The sequence below is a fragment of the Aeromicrobium sp. Root495 genome, assembly GCF_001426755.1.
Lineage (GTDB): Bacteria > Actinomycetota > Actinomycetes > Propionibacteriales > Nocardioidaceae > Aeromicrobium.
Genome location: NZ_LMFJ01000002.1, coordinates 325921 through 347953 on the forward strand (window position 1 = coordinate 325921; position 22033 = coordinate 347953).

A 22033-nucleotide genomic window follows, 5' to 3' on the forward strand; every position below is an offset into this window, starting at 1 on the left:
CCGTCGAACGGCCCGTCCCGATCCGTGAGGAAGAACTCGTGAGCAAGCGCACTTTCCAGCCCAACAACCGCCGTCGTGCCAAGAAGCACGGCTTCCGTCTCCGCATGCGTACGCGTGCGGGCCGAGCCATCCTGGGCGACCGTCGTCGCAAGGGCCGCGCCAAGCTCTCTGCCTGAGCCTTGCTCGGTCGCGTCCACCGCATGCGCGACAGCCAGGACTTTGCCCTGGCGGTGCGTCGCGGCACCAAGGCGGCGCAACCCACCCTCGTGTGCCATGTGGTTCCCGGAACCGGCGGACTGACGTCCGTCGGTTTCGTCGTGTCCAAGCAGGTGGGCCCGGCCGTCGTGCGGAGCCAGGTGAAGCGTCGTTTGCGGCACCTGATGCGCGATCGGCTCGACCTCGTCCCGCCCGGCTCTCGTGTGGTCGTGCGTGCTCTGCCAGCCTCGTCCGGTGCAGATTCCTCGACACTCGCGGAGCATCTCGACGTCGCCCTGGTGAAGGCCGGCTCCCGGTCCCGCACGCGGAGCGACGCATGAGGACCGTCCTGGTGGCGCTGCTCAAGGCCTACCGGTTCGCCATCAGTCCGCTCTACGGCCAGGTGTGCCGGTACCACCCCACCTGCTCGGCCTACGCGCTCGAGGCGGTGGAGACCCACGGAGCCCTGCGCGGCTCGTGGCTCGCCGCCCGCCGGCTCGGTCGGTGCCACCCGTGGGCCGCCGGGGGTTACGATCCGGTGCCGGCCTCACGACAGACCTCCACCCCCGAGCCCGGCTCGGTCCCATCCACCACAGGAGAAGCATGTTCGGCTTCCTAGGCGACATCGGCTCGGCCATCATGACGCCGCTCTACTACGCGGTGTCGGCCGTGCTCATCGCATGGCACAACGTCGTCGACCGGATCCCCGGGATCTCCGACGGCTGGGTGTGGGTGCTCTCCATCGTGGGCCTCACGGTGACCATCCGTACGCTGCTCATCCCGCTGTTCGTGAAGCAGATCAAGAGCAGCCGCAACATGCAGCTCCTGCAGCCGCAGATCCGCGAGCTCCAGAAGAAGTACGCGCACGACCGGGAGAAGCTCACCCAGGAGCAGATGAAGCTCTGGAAGGAGACGGGCACCAACCCGTTCGCCTCCTGCCTGCCGATCCTGGCCCAGATGCCGGTCTTCTTCGCGCTGTTCCGCGTGATCGACCAGGCCGCCAAGGCCAAGCCCGACAGTCTCGAGACCGGCGTCCGCGGCTTCTTCAACGTCGACTACGTGCGCTCGCTGCAGGACGCCACGATCTTCAACGCCAAGATCGCCGACACCTTCCAGAGCACCGACCTGCTCGAGGTGCGCATCCTGGCGGCGGCTCTCGTGGTCATCATGTGTGCCACGCAGTTCACCACGCAGCGCCAGCTCATGAGCAAGAACATGCCGGCCGACGCCCTGAGCGGCCCGTATGCCCAGCAGCAGAAGATGCTCCTCTACATCCTGCCGTTCGTGTTCGCCATCAGCGGCGTGCTGTTCCCGGTGGGTGTGCTCGTCTACTGGGTCACCACGAACCTCTGGACCATGGGTCAGCAGTTCTACGTCATCCGCAACAACCCGGCGCCCGGGACCCCCGCCTTCAAGGCGAAGCAGGATCGCGACAAGAAGCACGGCAAGAACGTCGTCGAGGACCCGCTGAAGGATCTCGAGACCCCGCAGGAGAAGCCGAAGCCGCGTCAGCAGCCCAAGAAGCAGACGCGCGACCAGCGAAAGAAGAAGGGTGGTCAGCGATGACCGAGGTGAACAAGCTCGAGGCTGAGGGCGACGTCGCAGCAGACTTCCTCGAGGAGCTGCTCGACATCGCAGACCTCGACGGCGACATCGACATGGACGTCGACGGCGATCGGGCCGCCGTCTCCATCGTCGGCGGGAACCGTCTCGACCATCTCGTGGGACGCGGCGGTGAGGTCCTCGACGCCCTCCAGGAGCTGACGCGCCTGGCTGTCTACCGTGAGACCGGCGAGCGCTCGAGGCTCATGCTCGACATCGCCGGTCACCGGGCAGCCCGTCGTGAGGAGCTCGAAGGTGTGGCGCGCGAGGCGATCGCCACGGTCGAGTCCACGGGCGAGCCGCTGGCGCTGTCGGCCATGTCGGCGTTCGAGCGCAAGGTCGTGCACGACGCCGTGGCCGACGCCGGGCTCGTGAGCGAGTCCGAGGGCACCGAGAAGAACCGGCACGTCGTGATCCACCCGGCGTCCGCATCGTCGTCTGAGTCCGCCGGCGCCGAGACGCAGACCGACGAGCCCAGCGTGGCCGAGTGAGACTCTCGCGCTGATGTTGGTTTCACGTGAAACACCCCCGTCGCCCGAGGCGGCGGGGGTGTTCGGTTCTCGGCTGTCTGACATGCAACGCTTCGCTGACGTGCTGGCCGGTGACGGTGTCGATCGTGGTCTGATCGGACCCCGTGAGGTCCCCCGACTCTGGGACCGGCACCTGGTGAACTGCGGCGTCGTGGCCGAACGACTTCCGCAGGGCTGCACCGCGGCCGACGTGGGAACGGGCGCGGGACTGCCTGGCCTGGTCTGGGCCATCATGCGACCCGACGTGCGCATGACGCTCATCGAGCCCCTGCTGCGGCGGACCACGTTCCTGGACGAGGTGGTGACCGAGCTCGGCCTCCAGAACGTCGAGGTGGTGCGCGCGCGAGCGGAGGAGGTCACGGCCTCGTACGACGTCGTGACGGCGCGCGCCGTCGCCGCCCTGGAGAAGCTGGCCAAGTGGTGCATGCCGCTGGTCGCCCCCGGTGGTGTCCTGCTGGCCCTCAAGGGACGAACTGCTCAGGAGGAGCTGGTGGATGCACGGCGGACCATCGGCCGTCTCGGTGGCGGCGATACTGTGATCAGGACCTACGGCGCCGTGGAGGTTCCCACCACCGTCGTCGAGGTCTCCAAGCGATGACGATGTTCCACGTGAAACATCGAACGAAGCTCCATCCGATGAAGGCAGGGCGATGACGCACCCGACCGTGGACGACAGCACGCCTCTGGCGGCTGAGGCGCGTGACCATGTGGACCTGGCGCAGCGCGTCTCGTCGACGACCGTGCTGCCGCGACCGTCGAGCACGCGCATCTTCGTGGTGGCCAACCAGAAGGGTGGCGTGGGCAAGACCACGACCACGGTGAACATCGCGGCCGGACTGGCCAGCAAGGGCCTGCGGGTCCTGGTCATCGACCTCGACCCCCAGGGGAACGCTTCCACCGCGCTCAACATCGAGCACACCGAGGGAACGCCTGGCGTGTACGAAGCACTCGTCGACGGCACGGATCTCGACGAGCTGGTGCGACCGTGCCCCGACCTGCCCAACCTCACGGTGCTTCCGGCCTCCATCGACCTGGCCGGCGCCGAGATCGAGCTGGTCTCGCTCGTGGCCCGCGAGACCCGGCTCGACAAGGCACTCCAGGCCTACCTGGCGGAGTGCGCCGAGGCGGGCGACCGCATCGACTACGTCCTGATCGACTGCCCGCCCTCGCTCGGGCTCCTCACCGTCAACGCCATGGTGGCGGGGCGTGAGGTCCTCATCCCCATCCAGTGCGAGTACTACGCGCTGGAGGGACTGGGTCAGCTGGTGCGCAACATCGACCTCGTGCGGACGCACCTCAACAAGTCGCTCGAGGTCACGACGATCCTCCTCACCATGTACGACGCCCGCACGCGGCTCTCCGCGGGTGTGGCCGACGAGGTGCGATCACACTTCGGGCCCAAGGTGCTGAAGACCGCCATCCCGCGCTCGGTCCGCATCTCCGAGGCCCCCAGCTATCAGCAGACGGTGCTCACCTACGACCCCTCGTCGTCGGGTGCACTCTCCTACCTCGAGGCCGCTCGGGAGATCGCCCAGGCAGCTCCGGCGGCCGGCCCCACGACGAACGGAAGGTCCCTCTGATGGCAGCACGACGTGGACTCGGGCGTGGCCTCGAGTCACTGATCCCCGCCTCGCCCGCCGCGGCCCAGGAGAGCGGCCTGCAGGAGGTGGACGGCGCGCGGTTCGCCGAGCTGCCCGTCACGTCCATCCGGCCCAACCCGCGTCAGCCGCGCACGGTCTTCGACGAGCAGGACATGGCCGAGCTCGTGCACTCGATCCAGGAGATCGGGCTCCTCCAGCCCATCGTGGTGCGGCCCACCGGCGACGACGGCTACGAGCTCATCATGGGCGAGCGCCGGTGGCGCGCCCACCAGAAGGCCGGGCTCGAGACCATCGGGGCCATCGTCCGTGAGACCACTGACGAGGACCTCCTGCGTGACGCCCTGCTGGAGAACCTGCACCGCTCGCAGCTCAACCCGCTCGAGGAGGCGGCTGCGTACGAGCAGCTCCTGCGCGACTTCGGCTGCACGCAGGACGAGCTGGCCGAGCGCCTCGGGCGATCACGTCCGCAGGTCACCAACACCATCCGTCTGCTCAAGCTCTCGCCCGCGGTGCAGCGCCGGGTGGCGGCCGGCGTGCTGTCCGCCGGTCACGCTCGGGCCCTGCTGAGCGTCACCGACTCCGAGGTGCAGGACCGCCTGGCCGGCCGGGTCGTGGCCGAGGGCATCTCGGTGCGTGCGCTCGAGGAGATCGTGAAGTTCGGAGACAACGGTCCGGCCAGGACAGCTCCCCGCTCGCAGGGGAGGGGACTCGTGGTGCCGCGGCTGGGCGACGTGGCTGCTCGGCTGTCCGAGCGCTACGACACCCGCGTCAAGGTCGACCTCGGTCGTTCCAAGGGCAAGATCACGGTCGAGTTCGCGACGATCGACGACCTCGAGCGCATCGTCGGACTGATGGACCCCAGGACGCCCGAGCAGGGCGACTGATCGACAAGTCGACTTATCGTTAGATAGACCACGGCCCCGGAATCGCTGCGATTCCGGGGCCGTGGTGTGTGAGAAGAGCTGCTCAGGCGACGTACTCGGAGAGCTCCTTGAGCAGGGCCGACTTGGGCCGGACGCCCACGATGGACTTCACGAGCTCACCGTTGTTGTAGAGGTTGATGGTCGGCAGACCGGTGACTCGGTACTGGGCGGGCGTGACGGGGTTGGCGTCGGCGTCCATCTTGACGACCGTGAGGGCGTCGCCCTTCTCGTTGGCGATCTCCTCGAGGATGGGCGACAGCTGACGGCACGGGCCGCACCAGTCGGCCCAGAAGTCGACGAGCACGGGACCCTCGGCCTTGAGGACCTTCTCCTCGAAGTCGGCGTCGGTGACGGCGGCGATGTCTGCCATGAGTACTCCTTGTGTGGGGCTTGGGGTTCGGGACGGATCAGAACGAGCGGGGCCGGGTCACTCGGCCCACTGCGCCATGGCCTCGGCCGGGGCGGGCTCACCGGCGAGCTCGAGGTCGGCGAGGAACCGCTCGGCGTCGAGGGAGGCTGCGCAGCCGGTGCCGGCAGCGGTGATGGCCTGGCGGTAGGTGTGGTCGACGAGGTCGCCGGCGGCGAAGACGCCGGGGAGGTTGGTGGCGGTGGTGCCGGGCTTGACCAGGACGTAGCCCTCGTCGTCGAGGTCGACCTGGCCGATGAGGAGCTCGGAGCGGGGGTCGTGGCCGATGGCGATGAAGAGGCCGGTGGCCTCGAGACGGCGGACCTCGCCGGTGACGGTGTCGCGCAGCGAGACGGCCTCGAGCTTGTCGGCGCCGTGGAGCTCGGCGATCTCGGAGTTCCAGGCGAACTCGATCTTGTCGTTGGCCAGGGCGCGGTCCTGCATGATCTTGGAGGCACGCAGCTCGCCGCGACGGTGCACGAGGGTGACCTTGTCGGCGAAGCGCGTGAGGAAGGTGGCCTCCTCGACGGCGGAGTCGCCTCCGCCGACCACGACGATGTTCTGGTTGCGGAAGAAGAAGCCGTCGCACGTGGCGCACCAGCTGACGCCGTGGCCGGAGAGGCGGTCCTCGCCCTCGATGTTCAGGCGGCGGTAGGCCGAGCCGGTGGCCAGCACGACGGCGTGGGCGCGGTGGGTGCTGCCGTCGCCGAGGGTGACGGTCTTGATCTCACCCGTGAGGTCGACCGAGGTGACGTCGTCGGCGACGAGCTCGGCACCGAAGCGCTCGGCCTGGGCACGGAGCTTGTCCATGAGCTCGGGACCCATGATGCCGTCGGGGAAGCCCGGGAAGTTCTCGACGTCGGTGGTGTTCATGAGAGCTCCGCCGGCGGTGACCGAGCCCTCGAACACGAGAGGCTCGAGGTTGGCGCGCGCGGCGTAGACGGCGGCCGTGTAGCCCGAGGGGCCGGAGCCGATGATGATGAGGTTGCGGACGGTGTCACTCATGAGGACCTGCATGCTCTCTGCTGGGGATGACTCGTTCAACGAAGTCTAGGCGCTGGACATTCCCTCCACCGGCAGGCTTGTCAGCGGTGGTCAGGAGTACCCGCGCAGCCCGACCTCGCGGATCTCGCCGCGGAAGGAGCCGTCCTCGCCGGGCACCGCCGGGAGGCGCGTCAGCCACACCACGACGTAACGGGTGAGGACCGGGTCCGACATGGCGAAGGTGGCGTCGGAGCCGACGTCGCGGGCACTGCCGCGCCGTACCAGTCCGCTGAGCGAGGTGGGCCGGTCGACCCCGGGCCGCGCCGTGTACACCGAGAGATCGGTACCACTCCCGGCCAGTCGGACCGTCACCTGGGAGAGCTCCCGCGCGGCGCCCAGGTCGAGCAGGACCCCGACACCGGGCTTGAGTCCGCCCAGGCGGGGGGAGCGGAAGTAGGTGGTGGTGCGCCAGCCCGTGGAGGTCTGGCCGTCGACGACGGCGCCGACCTCGTCCGGGTTCTCCTCCCCGTCCTCTCCTGCGGGATCGAAGTCGAGGACGGACTGCACGGTGATGGTCCGCTCGACCTCGGCGCCGCCGCGGGTCGTGTCGTCACTGTCGCGCGTGGCTCGCTGGACGAGCAGCCCGAGGATGCTGGCGAGGAGCAGCACCACGGCCACGCCCAGCAGGATCAGGCCACGATCCCCCTTCGTGGCGAGCGCGGCACGTTCCTTGCCCCGCTCGAACGACGTGGGTGGTGCGGGCTCGTAGGCCTTGGGCCGGCGACGTGGAGGCTCCAGCCCGGGCGGCGGACCCTGGGGCTCCACGACGGGATCGGAACGGAGCAGGTCGGGCGAGGAGATGTTCAGCAGGCTCGGCTGCTCGTCGGGGCCGTCGTCGTCCTTGCCCGAGAGGCGCAGCGCGTGGGCGATGTCGGCGGCCGAGCGCAGGGGGGTGCGGTGGTGGTGCGGGGGGTTGCCGAGCACGCGGTCGCACACGGCGTCGACGTCGCGGGACACACCGGCTCGCACCTGGCGTGGACGCAGGAGGCGGCCGTGGATGGTGGGTGCAGCGCGCAGCTGGTCGATGTGGGCGCCGGGCCAACGGCTCACGAGGCACGCATAGAGCAGCTTGCCCAGCCCCTCCACGTCGAGGCGCTCGTAGGCCTGCAGGTCCTCGACCGTGTCGGCGTGGCCGACGGGGGCCAGCGCACTGGCGACGCCGAGGCCGACCACGCGAACGGCACCCGACTGCTTGAGCAGCACGTGATGGGGGGAGAGGCGGCGGTGGTAGATCCCCAGCTCGTGCGCATGGGCGAGGGCCTCGGCCACCTCCGCGACGACCGCTGCCGCCCGGTGGTTGGGCAGCGAGGACTGAGCGAGCAGCTCGTCGAGCGGGAACGCGCGGGCCCACTCGCGCACGACGACGTGCTGACCGTGGTCCTCGAACAGGTCGAGCACGCGGAGGAAGCGCGGGTCGGTGACGACGGTGGAGCGACGGGCCGCGGCGTGGAACTGCTCCGCGCGCGGATCCTCGCTCGAGAGCATCTCGACACCCACGTTGCGCGAGAGGATGCGGTCGTGCGCGCGCCACGTGGCGGAGCCGAGCCGCTCGCTCACCCGGTCCTGGAGCTCGTACCGGTGGGCGAGGACGTCACCGGACGCCATCGTCCGCGGCTCGCTCATCCCTGCTCCTTCAGTCGACCCCATGCTAGAGGCGATGAGGTCGAAGCGGTGAGGGACCTCGATCCCACGCGTGTCTACTTATCGTTATATCGATAAATAGATACAAGTCTACCGGCGCCGGATGCTGTCGACGAGGTAGGTCAGCTCACGGAGCCGCATGGCGAGGGCGGCAGCGACATAGGTCGCAGCCCCGGCAACGCCGCTCGCGGCCACGATGACGAACGAGTCGAGGGCGCCGTGACCCAGGAGGTCGCCCAGCCACCAGGAGATCACCAGCATCACGACGGCCGACGCGGTGGTGGCCAGGGCGAGCCGGACCACGTACCGGACCATCTCGGCATCGACGATCCGGCCGATCCGACGCGACAGCATGGTGACCGACAGCGTCGCGCCCACGAGGTAGGCCAGCCCGAAGGAGAGCGCCAGAGCGGCCGCGACGTGCTCGGGCTCGACGACGCGGGTGAACGCGACCGCCGAGACGATGTTCACTGCGGCGATCGTCAGCTGCAGGAAGAACGGCGTCTTCGTGTCCTCGTCCGCGTAGAAGCCGCGCAACGCGAGGTAGTGCACCGTGAAGGCCACCATGGCGAGGGCGAAGCAGGCGATGGTGGAGCCGACGATGGCGGTGCTGGCTCCGAGGTTCTTGAACGCCTTGAGCAGCCCGGCGCCGTCCTGGCCGAGGCAGGCCGTGGCGGCCGCGAGCGGGACGATGACGACGAGGGTGACGCGCATCGTGCGGGCCAGCTCGAGCCGGAGTCGTTCGTAGCGACCTTCGTGGGCGAGGGCCGCGAGCGTCGGGATGACCGCGGTGGCGACCGAGACGGTGATGACGCCGTGCGGGAGCTGGCTGATCAGGAAGCCGATCTCGTACACGGCTGAACCGCCGGCCGCGGTCCCGTTGCTGGCCCCGGCGAGCGTGCCTCCTGTGCCGAGGCGCTGCACGACGATGAAGGCCACCTGGTTGGCGAGGATGAAGAGGAGCGTCCAGGCGCCGAGGCGGAGCGTGTGCCCGAGGCCGACGCCGCGGAAGTCGAAGCGCGGCCGGTACGTGAACCCCGCCAGCCGGAGGTACGGCACGAGGACGAGCGCCTGCACGAGGATGCCGAGCGTCGCACCACCGCCGAGCAGCCAGACCTCGCCCGTCGTGAAGCCGTCCTCCCCGTTGGAGGACCCGAACACGACGATGTAGGTGCCGAGGGTCGCGCACGCCACGAGGTTGTTGACGATGGGCGCCCACATCATGGGCCCGAACCGACCGCGCGCGTTGAGCACCTGGCCGACGAGCACGAACACGCCGTAGAAGAAGACCTGCGGCATGCACACACGCATGAGCAGCTCGGCCGACTCGCGCTGCTGCGTGAGCTCGGCGGTGAACAGGCGCTGCTCGAAGACGATCCTCATCAGCAGGGGCACGAGCAGGATGAGCAGGATCGTCGCCACGGCGAGGACCAGCAGACCCAGCGTGATGATGCGTTGCCCGTAGGCCTCCCCGCCGTCGTCGTCGGACTTCATGGCCCGCACGAGCTGAGGCACCAGCACGACGTTGAAGACGCCACCCGCCACGAGGATGTAGAGAGCGTTGGGGAAGGTGTTGGCGTTGTTGAAGAGGTCGGCGTTCAGCAGAAGACCGATCGCCGCGGCGATCAGGAAGAGCCGGACGAACCCGGTGAGCCGGGAGACGATCGTGCCCAGTGCCATCCAGGCGCTGGCCCTGGCGATGCCGGAGTCAGTCATCGAGGTCCTGCCCGATCGAGGGGCGGCTGGCGCTGCGCTGACCGCGACGCTTGACGAACCTGCGCAGCAGGGCGAGCACCACCACGACGCCGGCCGCGCCCATGGCGAGCCACACGGCGGCCCCGACGCTGCTGGAGCGAACGTTGAACACGGCCGGCTCGCCGAACTCGCGGCCCGAGGGCGTCACGAGCTGGGCGCTGAGCGTGGAGGAGCTCTGGTTGCCGACGTCGATCGGCACGTTCACGGTGACGCGCTCGTCGGGTCCGACCTCCACCGGGTCGAGACCCGGCACGCTGAGCGCGGGGTTGGTGGAGTCGATGCGGACCCCCACCCGAATGGTCTGGGCGGTCCCGTTGCTGATCGTGAGAGGGAAGCTGGCCTCGCTCCCGGACAACGTGAACGCCGGGGGCCCCTTCACCTCGATGGCCGAGACCTGGCGTGAGGCCCGGTCGGCCAGACGGGTGGCGCGCGAGACCCCGGCGGCGCGGTCGTTGCGCCAGCGCACACCGAGCAGGGACGCGACGTCGATGGCCTGGTTGGCACGCAGCGTCTCGTCGTCGTCGACGAGGGAGTCCAGCAGGCCGAACTGGTTGATGGCCTCGGCAGCCGACGACAGCTGGGCGACGTCGACCGGGGTGGCCTTCGCCGTGGTGGAGAAGGGACCCCGATAGGTCTCGGGGTCCTGGGCGAGCAGGGCCTCCGGTGTGGACGACCGCGTGAACGTGGCCCCGAACACCGAGGACAGGGGGCTGCCGCTCACGGGTCCCGGGTCCCACGTGGGATCGACGAGGGCGATGGCGTCGGCGCGTGAGCCCGGCTGGGCGGACCGGGAGACGGCGCCGAGTGCTGCCTCGGCAAGCACGCGCTGGCGCAGGGTGGTCTGCGTGGGCGTCCCCGGCACGCCGGCGTCGAGCGGGGAGGAGACCAGCAGCGGCACCGAACCGTCGGTGGTGCGCCGGAGCACGAGCGAGCCGAGCGACGTCTGCCACTGCGACGCCGCGCGCGGGGTGACGACGACGGGCGACGTGCCGGAGCCGCGGACCGACGTGAGCAGCGACTGGGTGACCCCTGCGGGGGTGGGCCACGTGACGCGACGCCCGGTGAGCCCCAGCGGAGTCATGACGGCGGAGGTGGCGCGATCGACAGCGGACTCGAGCCCCGAGCGACCGGGTGACACGGCGGCGATGCCCAGCACGTCGGGCCGGTCGAACCCGAGGACCCAGGCCGTGGCGCGCCGGGCGAGCCCCACGAGGTCGTCGCGGAAGCGTGCCACCGAGCGCCGCTGCGCGTCGTCGAGGGAGACGCGCCGAGCGAGGTGGCGCCCCCTGAGCACGTCGTCGAGGCCGCGCAGGAGGGCGGGGTCGAGCAGCACGGTGGTGGAGGCGGCGGGGGTGGTGAGGGCGAGGTCGAGCAGGTGCCGCAGGCGTCCTGAGGTCACGGAGGCCACGAAGCCTGCGGTGTCGCGGTAGGAGCCACCCTCCACGCGGGCGTCCGGCATGAGGAAGGGCCACACGAGACCCGTCGGGGTGGCCGGGAGCGTGGAGCCCTCGGAGAGGCTCGGCAGGAACGTGGTGGCTCGGCCCACCGCCTCCCCGGAGCGCTGCCCCTCGGAGTCGGTGGCCAGGATCTGGACCCCCACGGGGTAGACGCCGGTGCCGCCCAGGAGACCGAGCGCGCTGTACGGCACGCGGACCCGGAAGCGTCCGGACTGCCCCGGCTGGAGGTCGCCCACCTCGGCGATGGCGTCGAGCGGCTCCACGACCCGCGTCCCGGTGTACGAGCCGGCGTCGGCGATCACGTCGCTCAGGTCGTCGCGCGACGTGAACGGCGTCTTGGAGATGACGAGGTAGGCCTGGACCTTCGTCCACGCCCGGGAGTCGCGGTTGGTGACCGACCCCGTGAGGGTGACGTCGTCGCCCGTGCGCAGCACGCTCGGGCTGAGCGAGTCGATCCGGACCGCGAGGTCGGGCGCGTCGTCGGCGGCTGCGGCCGGGCCGACGAGGAACGGAGCGCCCGACACGGCCAGCACGATGGCCAGGAGAGCACCGACCACGGCGGGGACCGGCCGCCGGGGCGTCATCAGGGTCCGGGGCCCGGGTCGACGGGGTCGCAGACGGCGGGGCACCCGGCCATCGTAGTGGTCGGCCGAGGACCGACCCCGCTCGTGGCGGCGCGTAGAGTATGGCGTCGTGCCCGATGCCGTCCTGTCCACCGAGCTGCGCCGCCGCGCCGACGCCCTCCTGGAGCGACACCCGGTCCTGGTCGAGCTGGGCCGGCTGTTCTCCGACGCCGGTCACGAGATCGCGCTGGTGGGCGGTCCCGTCCGCGACGCGCTCCTCGGGCGGCCGGTCTCCGACCTCGACCTCACCACCTCCGCCGACCCGTCCACCGTGGAGGCACTGGTGGCGGGCTGGGCCGACGCCGTGTGGGACATCGGCCGCGACTTCGGCACGATCGGGCTCCGCAAGGGCGACGAGCAGCTGGAGATCACGACCTTCCGCTCCGACGTCTACGACACCACGAGCCGCAAGCCCCAGGTGGCCTTCGGCGACTCGCTCGAGGGCGACCTGTCCCGGCGCGACTTCACGGTCAACGCCCTCGCGCTGCGCCTCGGCGACGCGTCCTTCGTCGACGTCTTCGGCGGGCTCACCGACCTCGAGCACCAGGTCCTGCGCACGCCCGTGACCCCCGAGCAGTCCTTCGACGACGACCCGCTGCGGATGATGCGGGCGGCGCGGTTCGTGAGCCAGCTCGGGTTCGAGGTCGACCCGGACGTGGTGGACGCCATGACGCAGATGGCCTCGCGACTCGAGATCGTGTCGGCCGAGCGCGTGCGCGACGAGCTGGTCAAGCTCATCTGCGGTCGGCACCCGGTGTCCGGGATCCGGCTGCTCGTGCGCACGGGCCTGGCCGACCTCGTGCTCCCGGAGATCCCCGCGCTCGTGCTCGAGCGCGACGAGCACCACCGCCACAAGGACGTCTACGAGCACTCGCTCATCGTCCTCGAGCAGGCCATCGAGCTGGAGGACCGTCTGGTCGGCGACGTGCCGGTCCCCGACGTCATCATCAGGCTCGCGGCGCTGCTGCACGACATCGGCAAGCCGCGGACCCGTCGGTTCCAGGAGGGCGGCGTCGTCACCTTCCACCACCACGACGTCGTCGGCGCCAAGATGACCCGCAAGCGCATGAAGGCACTGCGCTTCAGCAACGACCAGATCGAGCAGGTGAGCCAGCTCGTCGAGCTGCACCTGAGGTTCCACGGCTACGGCGAGGGCGAGTGGACCGACGCCGCCGTGCGGCGCTACGTGCGCGACGCCGGCAGCCAGCTGGAGCGGCTCCACATCCTGACCCGCGCCGACTGCACCACGCGCAACGCGCGGAAGGCGGCGCGGCTGCGACGCACCTACGACGAGCTCGAGGAGCGCATCGCCCGGCTGGCGGAGCAGGAGGAGCTGGAGTCGATCCGGCCCGACCTCGACGGCAACCAGATCATGGAGATCCTGGGCGTCGGGCCCGGGCGCGAGGTGGGCGAGGCCTACCGGTTCCTGCTCGAGCTACGCATGGACCGTGGCCCGATGCCGCAGGACCAGGCCGCCGAGGCGTTGCGCGCCTGGCATGCCGCCCGCCCCTGACCCGCGAGTGGCGCAGATCGGCGATTCTGAGACGGCGTGTCGAACCGATCTGCGCCACTCGAGACCCGCTTTGCGCCACTGGACGCCACTAGGCTGCGGGCGTGAGCACGTACATCTCCTTCATGCTGTTCGCGACGCTGCTCGCCGTGGCGCCCGGGCCTGACACCTTTCTCACGCTGCGGGCCTCCGTCGTGGGCGGCCGACGTCGGGGTCTCTTCACGGCGGCCGGCATCACGGCTGCCGGGGCGGCGCAGGGCGTCCTCGCGGCCACGGGCCTCGGCGCGCTGCTCGCCGCGGCCGAGCCGGTCTTCCTCACCATCCGCTGGGCCGGCGTCGCGTACCTGACCTGGCTCGGGGTCACGGCGCTGCGTGACGCCCTTCGTCGTGACGGGAGCGTGTGGACCCTGGGGAAGCCCGGGGCGCGGGTCTCCGGGAGGACCGCCTTCCGCCAGGGCTTCGTCTGCAACATCACCAACCCCAAGGTGCTCGCGTTCAACCTGGCCGTGCTTCCGCAGTTCGTCGGCGACGGCCAGGGCCTCCCGGCGCTGCTGCTCTACGCCCTCACGCTCGTCGTCGTGGGATCGATCGTGCTGGTGACCGTCGTCGAGCTCTCGAGCATCGCCGCCGCCCGACTCACCCGGCCGTCGTTCCGGCGCGGCATCGACGGAGCCACCGGCGTCGTCATGCTCGGGTTCGCCACCGCCCTCGCCGTCGAGGCCTAACTCCAGCCCAGAGGCAGAGATGCCAGCGCTCGATCGGTGGGTGGCGGTGGGATGGCGTCCGTCTGAACGCTGATGCGGGCTCGGAACGGACGCCAGGTCACCGCCCGGCGAGGCGAGCGCGCCCGTCGTAGGGTCGGGCCATGAGCATCGCGAGGACGGGCGTCCGACTGGCACTGGGCGCGGCGATGGTCGGCGCCGGCGTGCTCCACCTCACCGTCGCGCGCGAGGAGTTCCAGGCGCAGGTCCCGGACTGGTTCCCGCTCGGCGAGGACTTCACCGTCGTCGCCTCGGGCGTGGTCGAGATCGGGCTCGGGGCAGCGTTCGTGGCTCTTCCGTCCCGACGCCGGACGGTCGGCCTCCTGCTGGCCCTCTTCTACGTCGCGATCTTCCCGGGGAACATCGCGCAGTACGTCGAGCACACCGACGCGTTCGGGCTCACCACCGACCGGGCCCGGTTCATCCGGCTCTTCTTCCAGCCGCTGCTCGTGCTCGCCGCCCTGTTCGGCGGCGGCTGGTTCCGCCGCTCTGCCGACGACTGACCTCGTTCAAGGACGGCGCACCGGCCACGCCGCCCACGACTGCTCGAAGGCAGGGCCGGGCCGGGGGGCTGACGAGCTGCCACCGTCGGCCCAACGGAAGCCGTGCTCCATCCACCCACTGGTCCGTCGTTGACGCTTCCGGAACTCGACGAACCCCTGGGTGGCAGCGTCGAGGTACTGCTCCTCGAGCATCTCGACGAGATCCTCCGACTCCTCGTCGCACGCGTCGCACAGGCAGGTCGGGACGGTCTCGACGACGAGGCGACCCAGGCCGAGCGTGACGCTCCACCCCCACTCCTCGCTCTGCGACGTGGCGATGACGACACGCGACGCCGCTGGGTCGGACGGCTCCACGACGCGGACGTCGGGGCGGACGCCCGAACGCGTGACCAGCGCCCGTTCCTCGTCAGTCGGCTCGCGAGTCACGGCGTCGTAAGTCTCGACGAGTCGTGCGGGCAGTGCCTCGGCCCACCGTCCCAGCCCGGCCGTCACCTCCGCGACGTCGCGGGTCACTCGCGAGTAGGCCTCGTCGGGCGGCCCGTCCTCGCCCCATCGATCGTCCATGCCGTCATCCTCTCGGGAGAGCCGAGCATCGGCCAAGCGCCTATAGTTTGCGTATGCACGCAAGTACGCAAAGAGACGACTGGGGGGACGACGTCGTCCGTCTCGCCGTCGAGGTCCTGCGCATCCTGGCCGATCCGACACGTCTGCAGATCGCGGGACTCGTCCTCGACGACGAAGCGTCCGTGTCGGACCTGGCCGAACGGCTCGGCCGACCGGTGCCTGCCGTCTCGCAGCACCTGGCCAAGATGCGCCTGGCCGGTCTCGTGACGACCCGCCGCCAAGGCAACCAGGTGCTCTACCGCGTCGAGAACGGTCATGTCCGTCAGCTCGTCATCGACACCGTCCGGCACGTGGAGCACCTCCTGCACGAGGTCCCGGCACACCACCGCGGAGTCGACTCATGACCGGGCACGGGCACGACCACCACCACCATGACCATGACCACCGGGGACATCAGCACGACCACGGCCGTCCCGGGTCCGGGACGGTCTGGAGTCGTCTGCGGCACGGGGCGAGTCACCTGCTGGGCGCCCACTCGCACGACTCGGCCGACCAGGTCGACGACGAGCTGGAGGCCAACGCCGAGGGACGCCGAGCGCTCTGGACCAGCCTCGGCCTGCTCGCCCTGACGGCTGCGCTCCAGGCGTTCGTCGTGGTGGCCACAGGCTCGGTCGCTCTGCTCGGCGACACCCTCCACAACGTCGCCGACGCCCTGACCGCCGTGCCGCTGCTCATCGCGTTCTGGCTCGCTCGCCGCGCACCGAGCGACCGCTTCACCTACGGGTACGGCCGCGCGGAGGACCTGGCCGGTCTCTTCGTCGTCGCCATGATCACGTTGTCCGCGGTGCTCGCGGGCGTGGAGGCGGTCCGGCGCCTGCTCGATCCGCGCGACGTCGAGCACCTGTGGGCCGTGGCGGCGGCCGGCGTCGTCGGGTTCGTCGGCAACGAGGTGGTGGCCCGCTACCGGATGCGCGTGGGGCACCGCATCGGGTCCGCCGCGCTCGTGGCCGACGGGCTGCATGCCCGGACCGACGGCTTCACGAGCCTCGCCGTGGTCCTCGGTGCCGCCGGGGTCGGGCTCGGGTGGCAGGCCGCCGACCCCGTCATCGGTCTCGTCATCACGGTGGCCATCCTCGGCGTGCTGAGGTCGGCCGCCGTCCAGGTGGGGATGCGCCTGCTCGACGGCGTGGACCCGGTCGTGGTGGCCTCGGCCCGCTCGACGCTCGCGGCGGTGGAGGGCGTGGTCGACGTCCGAGAGGTCCGGGTGCGCTGGATCGGTCACGCGCTGTCCCTCGACGCCGACCTCGTCGTCCCGCGCGAGCTCTCGGCGCTCGACGCCCACGCCATCGCCCACGCGGCCGAGGCCTCGCTCGTGGCGGCGCTCCCGCGACTCGGCCAGGCCTCGGTCCACGTCAGCCCGGCCGGCGTCCACGCCTGACCCCTTCGGATGCGTCCGTCACCTCCCCGGGGTCGTGATGGGTGACAGGTTCGTCGCCTGCTCGGGAACGGCCGAAGGCCGGCCCCTGGCGGGACCGGCCTTCGTGGTGGTGCTGGAGAGGGAAGCGACTCAGCGCTCCTCCTCGCCTCGGATGTACGCCTCGAGCTTGGCGCGACCGAGGTCGTCGGGACGCTGCTCCGGGGGCGACTTCATGAGGTACGACGAGGCGCTCAGGAGCGCACCGCCGACGCCGCGGTCCTTGGCGATCTTCGCCGCGCGGATGGCGTCGATGATGATGCCGGCCGAGTTGGGCGAGTCCCAGACCTCGAGCTTGTACTCGAGGTTGAGGGGGACGTCGCCGAACGCGCGACCCTCGAGGCGGACGTAGGCCCACTTGCGGTCGTCGAGCCAGGCCACGTAGTCCGACGGACCGATGTGGACGTTCTTGTCGTTGACCTTGCCGGCGAGCGAGCCCGTCAGGTTGGACGTGACGGCCTGCGTCTTGCTGACCTTCTTGGACTCCAGGCGCTCACGCTCGAGCATGTTCTTGAAGTCCATGTTGCCACCGACGTTGAGCTGGTAGGTGCGGTCGAGCGAGACGCCGCGGTCCTCGAACAGCTTGGCCATGACGCGGTGCGTGATGGTGGCACCGACCTGGCTCTTGATGTCGTCGCCGATGATCGGGACGCCGGCGTCCTCGAACTTCTTGGCCCACACGGGGTCGGAGGCGATGAAGACGGGCAGGGCGTTGACGAAGGCCACGCCCGCGTCGATGGCGCACTGCGCGTAGAACTTGTCGGCGTTCTCCGAGCCCACCGGGAGGTAGGACACGAGGACGTCGGCCTGGGAGTCCTTGAGGACCTGGACGACGTCGACCGACGGGGCGTCGGACTCCTCGATGGTCTCGCGGTAGTACTTGCCGAGACCGTCGAGCGTGTTGCCCTTCTGCACCGTGATGCCGAGCGGCGGCACGTCGATGATCTTGATGGTGTTGTTCTCGCTGGCCTGCGTCGCCTCGGCCAGGTCGAAGCCGACCTTCTTGGCGTCGACGTCGAACGCTGCGACGAACTCGATGTCCTTGACGTGGTAGTCGCCGAACTGGACGTGCATGAGACCCGGGACGGTGCCCGACGGATCTGCATCCTTGTAGTACTCGACGCCCTGGATCAGTGACGTGGCGCAGTTGCCCACGCCGACGATCGCTACGCGAACCGAACCCATGGATTCTCCTCCGGTGATGGTGTTCATTCCCCGGCCGCTGCCTGGCCGGGGGGTGTTTCGGGTGGTGCCTGGTCCTTCTGGTCGGACGCCGGTCCGCCGTTGCGTTCGCGGTCGATCAGGTCGCTCAGCCAGCGCACTTCGCGCTCGACCGACTCCAACCCGTGCCGCTGCAGCTCCTGCGTGTAGGCGTCCACCCGCTCGCGGCCACGCAACGTGGCCTGGCGGACGTTCTCGAGTCGCTCCTCCAGACGGCTGCGCCGTCCCTCGAGGATGCGGACACGATTCGGCGACGAGGTCCGCGCGAAGAACGCGAACCGTACGCCGAAGCTCTCGTCGTCCCATGCTGCCGGTCCCGACTCCTCCATGACCTGGGCGAAGTAGTCCTTGCCCTCGGCGGTGAGGTGGTAGACGATCCGGTTGCGCCGACCGCGCACGAGCGCGTCGGGGTCCTCGTCGGCGGCGATGTGGCCGCCCTTCACGAGGGCCTTGAGGCAGGGGTAGAGCGTGCCGTAGGACAGCACGCGCCCCCAGCCGAGCAGTGCGATGAGCTGCTTGCGCAGCTCGTAGCCGTGCATGGGCGCGTCGTGGAGGAGGCCGAGCACGGCCAGCTCCAGGGCGGCACCACGCGGTGTGATGCGGCGCTCACGCGACGCGGTCATGCGGCTCGCTCTCGGGTCGTCCACGGTCGTTGTGACGCGTGGGTATATCGGGACGATACATCGCCGCGCGACAGGATGTCACCCCCGCGACCGGTGGGCCGAGTAGCGGCATTCCGTTTTCTCAGGCGGACCAGGCACACTGGTGCGGGGTTCCGGGCCTGTCCTGACCCCTTCTGCACGTCACGAAACGGAGATCGTCACCGACGATCACCGTCCTGAGGAAAGGCCCACGTTGAGCCCAGAGCGCACGGGACGCGGCAACCGCAAGAGCAGCAGCCGCACCACGTCCGACCGCCCAGGACTGCTTCGCCGCGTCACCGGAACCGGTCCGTGGTGGAGCAAGGTGCTGCGGTGGGCCCTCGCTCTCGGCACGCTCGGCATCGTCGGTGGCGCTCTCACGTTCTTCCTGCTCTACCGCTTCATCGAGATCCCGGACGCCAACGCCGACTTCGAGACGCAGACGACCAAGGTCTTCTACTCCGACGGCAAGACGCCCATCGGCTCGTTCGCGCTCCAGGACCGCGAGAGCGTCAGCCTCGACCAGGTCCCGGCCGTCATGCAGTCGGCCGTCATCGCGGCCGAGGACCGGAGCTTCTACGAGAACAAGGGGCTCGACCTCAAGGGAATCCTGCGCGCGGTGAAGGAGAACACGACCAGCGGTCAGGTGACGTCGGGCGGCTCCACCATCACGCAGCAGTACGTCAAGGTCCTCTACCTGACCCAGGAGCGCTCCTACAAGCGCAAGATCCGCGAGGCCGTGCTCTCGGTCAAGATCCACAACCAGCTCTCCAAGAAGGAGATCCTGGAGGGCTACCTCAACACCATCTACTTCGGGAACCGCGCCTACGGCGTGCAGGTGGCCGCGCGGACCTACTTCGGCAAGTCCGCCTCGGAGCTCAACTTCCCGCAGGCCGCCGCGCTCGCCACCATCATCAACAACCCGTCCTACTACGACCCGTACTCCGAGGGCGGCCTCCAGCGCATGGTGCCGCGGTACAACTACGTGCTCGACGGCATGCTCAAGGACGGTGCCATCACGCAGGAGCAGCACGACAAGTTCGCGGGCCGTCTGCCGAAGTTCGACAAGCTCAAGAGCATCGACCGCTTCGGTGGCACCAAGGGCTACCTCCTCTCGCTCGTCAAGCGACAGATGAGGTCGCAGGCAGGCTTCGACGACGCCGAGGTCGACGGCGGCGGACTGCGCATCGTCACGACCTTCGACAAGGACATGCAGAAGGACGCCGTCGACGCGGTCAAGCAGGTCCGTCCCGGAGGCCTCGACGAGCTGCACACCGCACTCGTGTCCGTCCAGCCCGGCACCGGTGCCGTGCGAGCCCTGTACGGCGGACCCGACTACCTGAAGAGCCAGAACAACTGGGCCACGCTGCCCACCCAGCCCGGCTCCACGTTCAAGGCCTTCGCCGTGATCGCCGGTCTCGAGGACGGCTACAGCCTCAAGACCAAGCTCAACGGCAGCTCGCCGTTCCGCATCGGCAGCAGCGTCATCGAGAACCAGGGCGACTCCGGCGGCGAGTCGTTCGGGACGGTGCCGCTCGAGTTCGCCACGCAGAAGTCGATCAACACCGCGTTCATCGACCTCGTCCAGCAGATGAGCGGTGGCAAGGACGCCGACATCTCGGTGGGGGCCAAGAAGGTCCTCGAGGCGGCCAACCAGGCCGGAATCCCCAAGTCCGTGACGGACAAGATCGAGCCCTTCGCGGTCACGCCGCTCGGCTACGCGCCCGTGCCGCCCATCGACATGGCCAACGCCTACGCCACCATCGCGGCCGAGGGGAAGCGGGCCGACTGGTTCGTCATCCGCTCGGTGAAGAACCGCTCCGGCGAGGAGATCTACCGGCACAAGGTCAAGACGGAGCAGGCCATCCCCGAGGACGTCGCCGCCGACACGTTGTTCGCGCTGCAGCGCGTCACCGCGGCGGGCACCGGCATGAGCGGCCGCACGATCTGCCCCACCGCCGGCAAGACCGGCACGGCCACGGCCGGCGACGACGACGACCAGCACGTCTCGTCGTCGTGGTTCCTGGGCGCCACGCCCAAGCTCGCCACGGCCGTCATGTACAACCGCGGTGTCGGCAACGAGGACCTCGAGGGCTACCTCAACCCGTTCTTCGGTGGCACCTACCCCGCGCTCACCTTCAAGGCCTACATGGACGCGGCGCTCGTCGACGGCGGCTTCACCGGCGCTGACTGCGGCACCTTCCCGCGGGCAGCCAACATCAAGGCCGACAAGGGCACCACGGTGGTCCCGGCTCCGCGCAAGACCAGCAAGCCCAAGCCGAAGCCCTCGGCCACGGTCCGGCCCACGCCGACGCCCACGCGCACGACGCCGCAGCCCACCGAGCCCACGGTCCAGCCGAGCCCGGAGCCGACGACGACGGCCACGCCCTGCGTCGACAACAACGGTGCTCTCCCGCCCAACCCCTGCAGGGACTAGCCGGGGAGCCAGGTCTCGACCGGATCGTCGTCAGTCGATGACGATCCGGTCGAACGTCGTGGTGGTGAAGCGCACCGCGACGCCGACCGTGTCGCCGACGGCGGGCGGCGGGACCGAGGCGGGGAGCAGCACCATGCTGGCCTGCATGTGCGGCGGCTCGGCGAACCAGCGCTGACGGCCGGCCACGCGGAACGGGCTGAGCGACAGCCCCGCCGCCTCCAGCCCGCCCTTGGCGAGGGTCTTGCCGCGCTGCATCACGCCGGTCTGGGCGCGCGGGGCCTCCAGGCCGAGGCCGTGGCTCGTGCCGCCGGCCACCACGAGCAGGTGTCCTTCGCGGGGGACGGGACGTTGGCGGTAGCCGATGCGCTCGCCGCGGGAGATCCCGTGGACGTCGAGCACCACGGCACGCACGTCGAGCGCACCGAGGTCGCCGAGCCAGAGCGACGTGCCGATGCGCGGGCGGACCTCGAGGTTGGGGCGACGCTCACGCAGCATGGAGAGCTCGCTCGGCACGAGGTGGGACACGTAGAGGACCGAGGTGTCGACGCGTGAGGTCTCCAGCGCGGCGGCCCAGCCCTCCGCCTCCTCGAGGTTGGCGCCCGCCATGGGCAGATGGATGGCGAAGCCCTCGAGGACGAGGTCGCCGAGCTCGGCCACGGCGGCCGCCAGCTCGTGCCGGTCGAAGCCGTGCCGGGCCATGGACGTCTCGCCCTCGAGGACGACGCGCGCCCCCGGTGCGGTGGCGGCCAGCGCAGTCACGTCCTCGACGCGGCCGAGGGTGTGGATGACGCGGTCGTCGAGCACGACGTCGGGCAGGAAGGAGCGGTACGGCGAGAGGACGAGCACGTCGCCGCCGAAGTCGGCGAGGGCCTGCGGCACCTCGGCGTAGGTCCCGACCGAGATGCTCCCGAGCCCGAGGCGGGTGGCCTCGGCGGCCAGGACGTCGCGGCCCAGACCGTAGCCGTTGCCCTTGACCACCGGGACGAGCCCCGGGGTGGAAGCCGCGACGGCATCGAGGTGGCGCCTCCAGCGCTCCCCGTCGACGTGAAGATCAAATGTCATGCCGCCCCTCCCGTAGGACAGTGCGAAGAGTACGAGAGCGACGGCATGAGTGCCTCATGACTCGCTCGCTGGCGCTCGCTCAT

Annotated in this window: 23 protein-coding genes; 14 read left to right on the forward strand and 9 right to left on the reverse strand. The window is 70.0% G+C overall.

What is annotated here, in order from left to right; translation table 11 throughout:
- Positions 1–38: 38 nt before the first annotated feature.
- The 8 genes from rpmH (at position 39) to ASD11_RS15695 (ending at position 4812) form a co-directional block, all read left to right on the forward strand.
- Positions 39–176, forward strand: a complete 138-nt coding sequence (gene rpmH, locus ASD11_RS15660; protein WP_056289702.1) for a 50S ribosomal protein L34 — start codon at positions 39–41, stop codon at positions 174–176.
- Positions 177–200: 24 nt separating this feature from the next.
- Positions 201–536 carry a ribonuclease P protein component gene (rnpA, locus tag ASD11_RS15665; RefSeq protein ID WP_235503376.1) on the forward strand — a complete coding sequence of 112 codons (336 nt, stop codon included), beginning with the start codon at positions 201–203 and terminating at the stop codon, positions 534–536.
- Positions 533–814, forward strand: a complete 282-nt coding sequence (gene yidD, locus ASD11_RS15670) for a membrane protein insertion efficiency factor YidD (RefSeq protein WP_056289711.1) — start codon at positions 533–535, stop codon at positions 812–814. The genes rnpA and yidD overlap by 4 nt, the downstream gene beginning before the upstream one ends.
- Positions 799–1761 (forward strand): membrane protein insertase YidC, encoded by a 963-nt coding sequence (yidC, locus tag ASD11_RS15675; protein WP_056289714.1) that lies wholly within the window; start codon positions 799–801, stop codon positions 1759–1761. Before yidD ends, yidC begins: the two co-directional genes overlap by 16 nt.
- Complete coding sequence (locus ASD11_RS15680; protein WP_056289716.1) at positions 1758–2288, forward strand: Jag family protein; 531 nt, start codon at positions 1758–1760, stop codon at positions 2286–2288. Before yidC ends, ASD11_RS15680 begins: the two co-directional genes overlap by 4 nt.
- A gap of 82 nt (positions 2289–2370) precedes the next feature.
- A complete protein-coding gene (rsmG, locus tag ASD11_RS15685; protein ID WP_235503377.1) occupies positions 2371–2925 on the forward strand; it encodes a 16S rRNA (guanine(527)-N(7))-methyltransferase RsmG in 555 nt (184 codons plus the stop codon).
- Positions 2926–2977: 52 nt separating this feature from the next.
- Positions 2978–3907, forward strand: coding sequence for a ParA family protein (locus tag ASD11_RS15690; protein ID WP_082554499.1), 930 nt, complete (start codon positions 2978–2980; stop codon positions 3905–3907).
- On the forward strand, positions 3907–4812 hold the full coding sequence (locus tag ASD11_RS15695; RefSeq protein WP_056289722.1) for a ParB/RepB/Spo0J family partition protein: 906 nt from the start codon (positions 3907–3909) through the stop codon (positions 4810–4812). Before ASD11_RS15690 ends, ASD11_RS15695 begins: the two co-directional genes overlap by 1 nt.
- An 82-nt stretch (positions 4813–4894) precedes the next feature.
- Here the strand turns inward: ASD11_RS15695 and trxA are convergent, their stop codons facing one another.
- The 5 genes from trxA to ASD11_RS15720 all read right to left on the reverse strand — a co-directional run bounded on the left by trxA (position 4895) and on the right by ASD11_RS15720 (position 11783).
- The gene (gene trxA, locus ASD11_RS15700; RefSeq protein WP_056289723.1) at positions 4895–5221 is read right to left on the reverse strand and encodes a thioredoxin; all 327 of its coding nucleotides are present in this window, start codon (positions 5219–5221) and stop codon (positions 4895–4897) included.
- A gap of 57 nt (positions 5222–5278) precedes the next feature.
- Positions 5279–6262 (reverse strand): thioredoxin-disulfide reductase, encoded by a 984-nt coding sequence (gene trxB / locus ASD11_RS15705; RefSeq protein ID WP_056290445.1) that lies wholly within the window; start codon positions 6260–6262, stop codon positions 5279–5281.
- A gap of 90 nt (positions 6263–6352) precedes the next feature.
- A complete protein-coding gene (locus ASD11_RS15710; protein WP_056289726.1) occupies positions 6353–7924 on the reverse strand; it encodes a protein kinase family protein in 1572 nt (523 codons plus the stop codon).
- 108 nt (positions 7925–8032) lie between these two features.
- Positions 8033–9658 (reverse strand): murein biosynthesis integral membrane protein MurJ, encoded by a 1626-nt coding sequence (murJ, locus tag ASD11_RS15715; protein ID WP_056289729.1) that lies wholly within the window; start codon positions 9656–9658, stop codon positions 8033–8035.
- The gene (locus ASD11_RS15720; RefSeq protein ID WP_156464843.1) at positions 9651–11783 is read right to left on the reverse strand and encodes a DUF6049 family protein; all 2133 of its coding nucleotides are present in this window, start codon (positions 11781–11783) and stop codon (positions 9651–9653) included. Before ASD11_RS15720 ends, murJ begins: the two co-directional genes overlap by 8 nt.
- Before the next feature lie 64 nt (positions 11784–11847).
- On the opposite strand from ASD11_RS15720, the gene ASD11_RS15725 reads away from it, so the two are divergent.
- The 3 genes from ASD11_RS15725 (at position 11848) to ASD11_RS15735 (ending at position 14551) form a co-directional block, all read left to right on the forward strand.
- Positions 11848–13290, forward strand: coding sequence for a CCA tRNA nucleotidyltransferase (locus tag ASD11_RS15725; RefSeq protein ID WP_156464844.1), 1443 nt, complete (start codon positions 11848–11850; stop codon positions 13288–13290).
- A 101-nt stretch (positions 13291–13391) separates the two neighbouring features.
- The gene (locus ASD11_RS15730; protein ID WP_056289736.1) at positions 13392–14012 is read left to right on the forward strand and encodes a LysE family translocator; all 621 of its coding nucleotides are present in this window, start codon (positions 13392–13394) and stop codon (positions 14010–14012) included.
- A 140-nt stretch (positions 14013–14152) separates the two neighbouring features.
- Positions 14153–14551: a DoxX family protein gene (locus ASD11_RS15735; RefSeq protein ID WP_056289740.1), complete on the forward strand. Its 399-nt coding sequence runs from the start codon at positions 14153–14155 to the stop codon at positions 14549–14551.
- 6 nt (positions 14552–14557) lie between these two features.
- Here ASD11_RS15735 and ASD11_RS15740 read toward each other — a convergent pair whose 3' ends face one another.
- Positions 14558–15115, reverse strand: coding sequence for a DUF6226 family protein (locus ASD11_RS15740; RefSeq protein ID WP_056289743.1), 558 nt, complete (start codon positions 15113–15115; stop codon positions 14558–14560).
- Between the two features lie 53 nt (positions 15116–15168).
- Here ASD11_RS15740 and ASD11_RS15745 point away from each other — a divergent pair, with 53 nt between their 5' ends.
- Positions 15169–15519 (forward strand): ArsR/SmtB family transcription factor, encoded by a 351-nt coding sequence (locus tag ASD11_RS15745; RefSeq protein ID WP_056289744.1) that lies wholly within the window; start codon positions 15169–15171, stop codon positions 15517–15519.
- Positions 15516–16553, forward strand: coding sequence for a cation diffusion facilitator family transporter (locus ASD11_RS15750; protein WP_056289748.1), 1038 nt, complete (start codon positions 15516–15518; stop codon positions 16551–16553). Before ASD11_RS15745 ends, ASD11_RS15750 begins: the two co-directional genes overlap by 4 nt.
- Positions 16554–16682: 129 nt before the next feature.
- On the opposite strand, the gene ASD11_RS15755 is transcribed toward ASD11_RS15750, so the two are convergent.
- Positions 16683–17774: an inositol-3-phosphate synthase gene (locus ASD11_RS15755; RefSeq protein ID WP_056289751.1), complete on the reverse strand. Its 1092-nt coding sequence runs from the start codon at positions 17772–17774 to the stop codon at positions 16683–16685.
- 23 nt (positions 17775–17797) lie between these two features.
- Entirely contained in the window at positions 17798–18433 is a 636-nt protein-coding gene (locus ASD11_RS15760) for a PadR family transcriptional regulator (protein ID WP_056289753.1), read from the reverse strand.
- Between the two features lie 232 nt (positions 18434–18665).
- Here ASD11_RS15760 and ASD11_RS15765 point away from each other — a divergent pair, with 232 nt between their 5' ends.
- Positions 18666–20888 (forward strand): transglycosylase domain-containing protein, encoded by a 2223-nt coding sequence (locus tag ASD11_RS15765; RefSeq protein WP_056289755.1) that lies wholly within the window; start codon positions 18666–18668, stop codon positions 20886–20888.
- Between the two features lie 30 nt (positions 20889–20918).
- Here the strand turns inward: ASD11_RS15765 and ASD11_RS15770 are convergent, their stop codons facing one another.
- Positions 20919–21950: an alanine racemase gene (locus ASD11_RS15770; protein ID WP_056289758.1), complete on the reverse strand. Its 1032-nt coding sequence runs from the start codon at positions 21948–21950 to the stop codon at positions 20919–20921.
- Positions 21951–22033: the final 83 nt, after the last annotated feature.

What these genes read in the sequence shown, in the direction of transcription:
- rnpA (WP_235503376.1), top strand. Translation starts at nt 201, where the DNA reads ATGCGCGACAGCCAGGACTTTGCCCTGGCGGTGCGTCGCGGCACCAAG.
- yidD (WP_056289711.1), top strand. Translation starts at nt 533, where the DNA reads ATGAGGACCGTCCTGGTGGCGCTGCTCAAGGCCTACCGGTTCGCCATC.
- yidC (WP_056289714.1), top strand. Translation starts at nt 799, where the DNA reads ATGTTCGGCTTCCTAGGCGACATCGGCTCGGCCATCATGACGCCGCTC.
- ASD11_RS15680 (WP_056289716.1), top strand. Translation starts at nt 1,758, where the DNA reads ATGACCGAGGTGAACAAGCTCGAGGCTGAGGGCGACGTCGCAGCAGAC.
- rsmG (WP_235503377.1), top strand. Translation starts at nt 2,371, where the DNA reads ATGCAACGCTTCGCTGACGTGCTGGCCGGTGACGGTGTCGATCGTGGT.
- ASD11_RS15690 (WP_082554499.1), top strand. Translation starts at nt 2,978, where the DNA reads ATGACGCACCCGACCGTGGACGACAGCACGCCTCTGGCGGCTGAGGCG.
- ASD11_RS15695 (WP_056289722.1), top strand. Translation starts at nt 3,907, where the DNA reads ATGGCAGCACGACGTGGACTCGGGCGTGGCCTCGAGTCACTGATCCCC.
- trxA (WP_056289723.1), bottom strand. Translation starts at nt 5,221, where the DNA reads ATGGCAGACATCGCCGCCGTCACCGACGCCGACTTCGAGGAGAAGGTC.
- trxB (WP_056290445.1), bottom strand. Translation starts at nt 6,262, where the DNA reads ATGAGTGACACCGTCCGCAACCTCATCATCATCGGCTCCGGCCCCTCG.
- ASD11_RS15710 (WP_056289726.1), bottom strand. Translation starts at nt 7,924, where the DNA reads ATGAGCGAGCCGCGGACGATGGCGTCCGGTGACGTCCTCGCCCACCGG.
- murJ (WP_056289729.1), bottom strand. Translation starts at nt 9,658, where the DNA reads ATGACTGACTCCGGCATCGCCAGGGCCAGCGCCTGGATGGCACTGGGC.
- ASD11_RS15735 (WP_056289740.1), top strand. Translation starts at nt 14,153, where the DNA reads ATGAGCATCGCGAGGACGGGCGTCCGACTGGCACTGGGCGCGGCGATG.
- ASD11_RS15740 (WP_056289743.1), bottom strand. Translation starts at nt 15,115, where the DNA reads ATGGACGATCGATGGGGCGAGGACGGGCCGCCCGACGAGGCCTACTCG.
- ASD11_RS15745 (WP_056289744.1), top strand. Translation starts at nt 15,169, where the DNA reads ATGCACGCAAGTACGCAAAGAGACGACTGGGGGGACGACGTCGTCCGT.
- ASD11_RS15750 (WP_056289748.1), top strand. Translation starts at nt 15,516, where the DNA reads ATGACCGGGCACGGGCACGACCACCACCACCATGACCATGACCACCGG.
- ASD11_RS15755 (WP_056289751.1), bottom strand. Translation starts at nt 17,774, where the DNA reads ATGGGTTCGGTTCGCGTAGCGATCGTCGGCGTGGGCAACTGCGCCACG.
- ASD11_RS15760 (WP_056289753.1), bottom strand. Translation starts at nt 18,433, where the DNA reads ATGACCGCGTCGCGTGAGCGCCGCATCACACCGCGTGGTGCCGCCCTG.
- ASD11_RS15770 (WP_056289758.1), bottom strand. Translation starts at nt 21,950, where the DNA reads ATGACATTTGATCTTCACGTCGACGGGGAGCGCTGGAGGCGCCACCTC.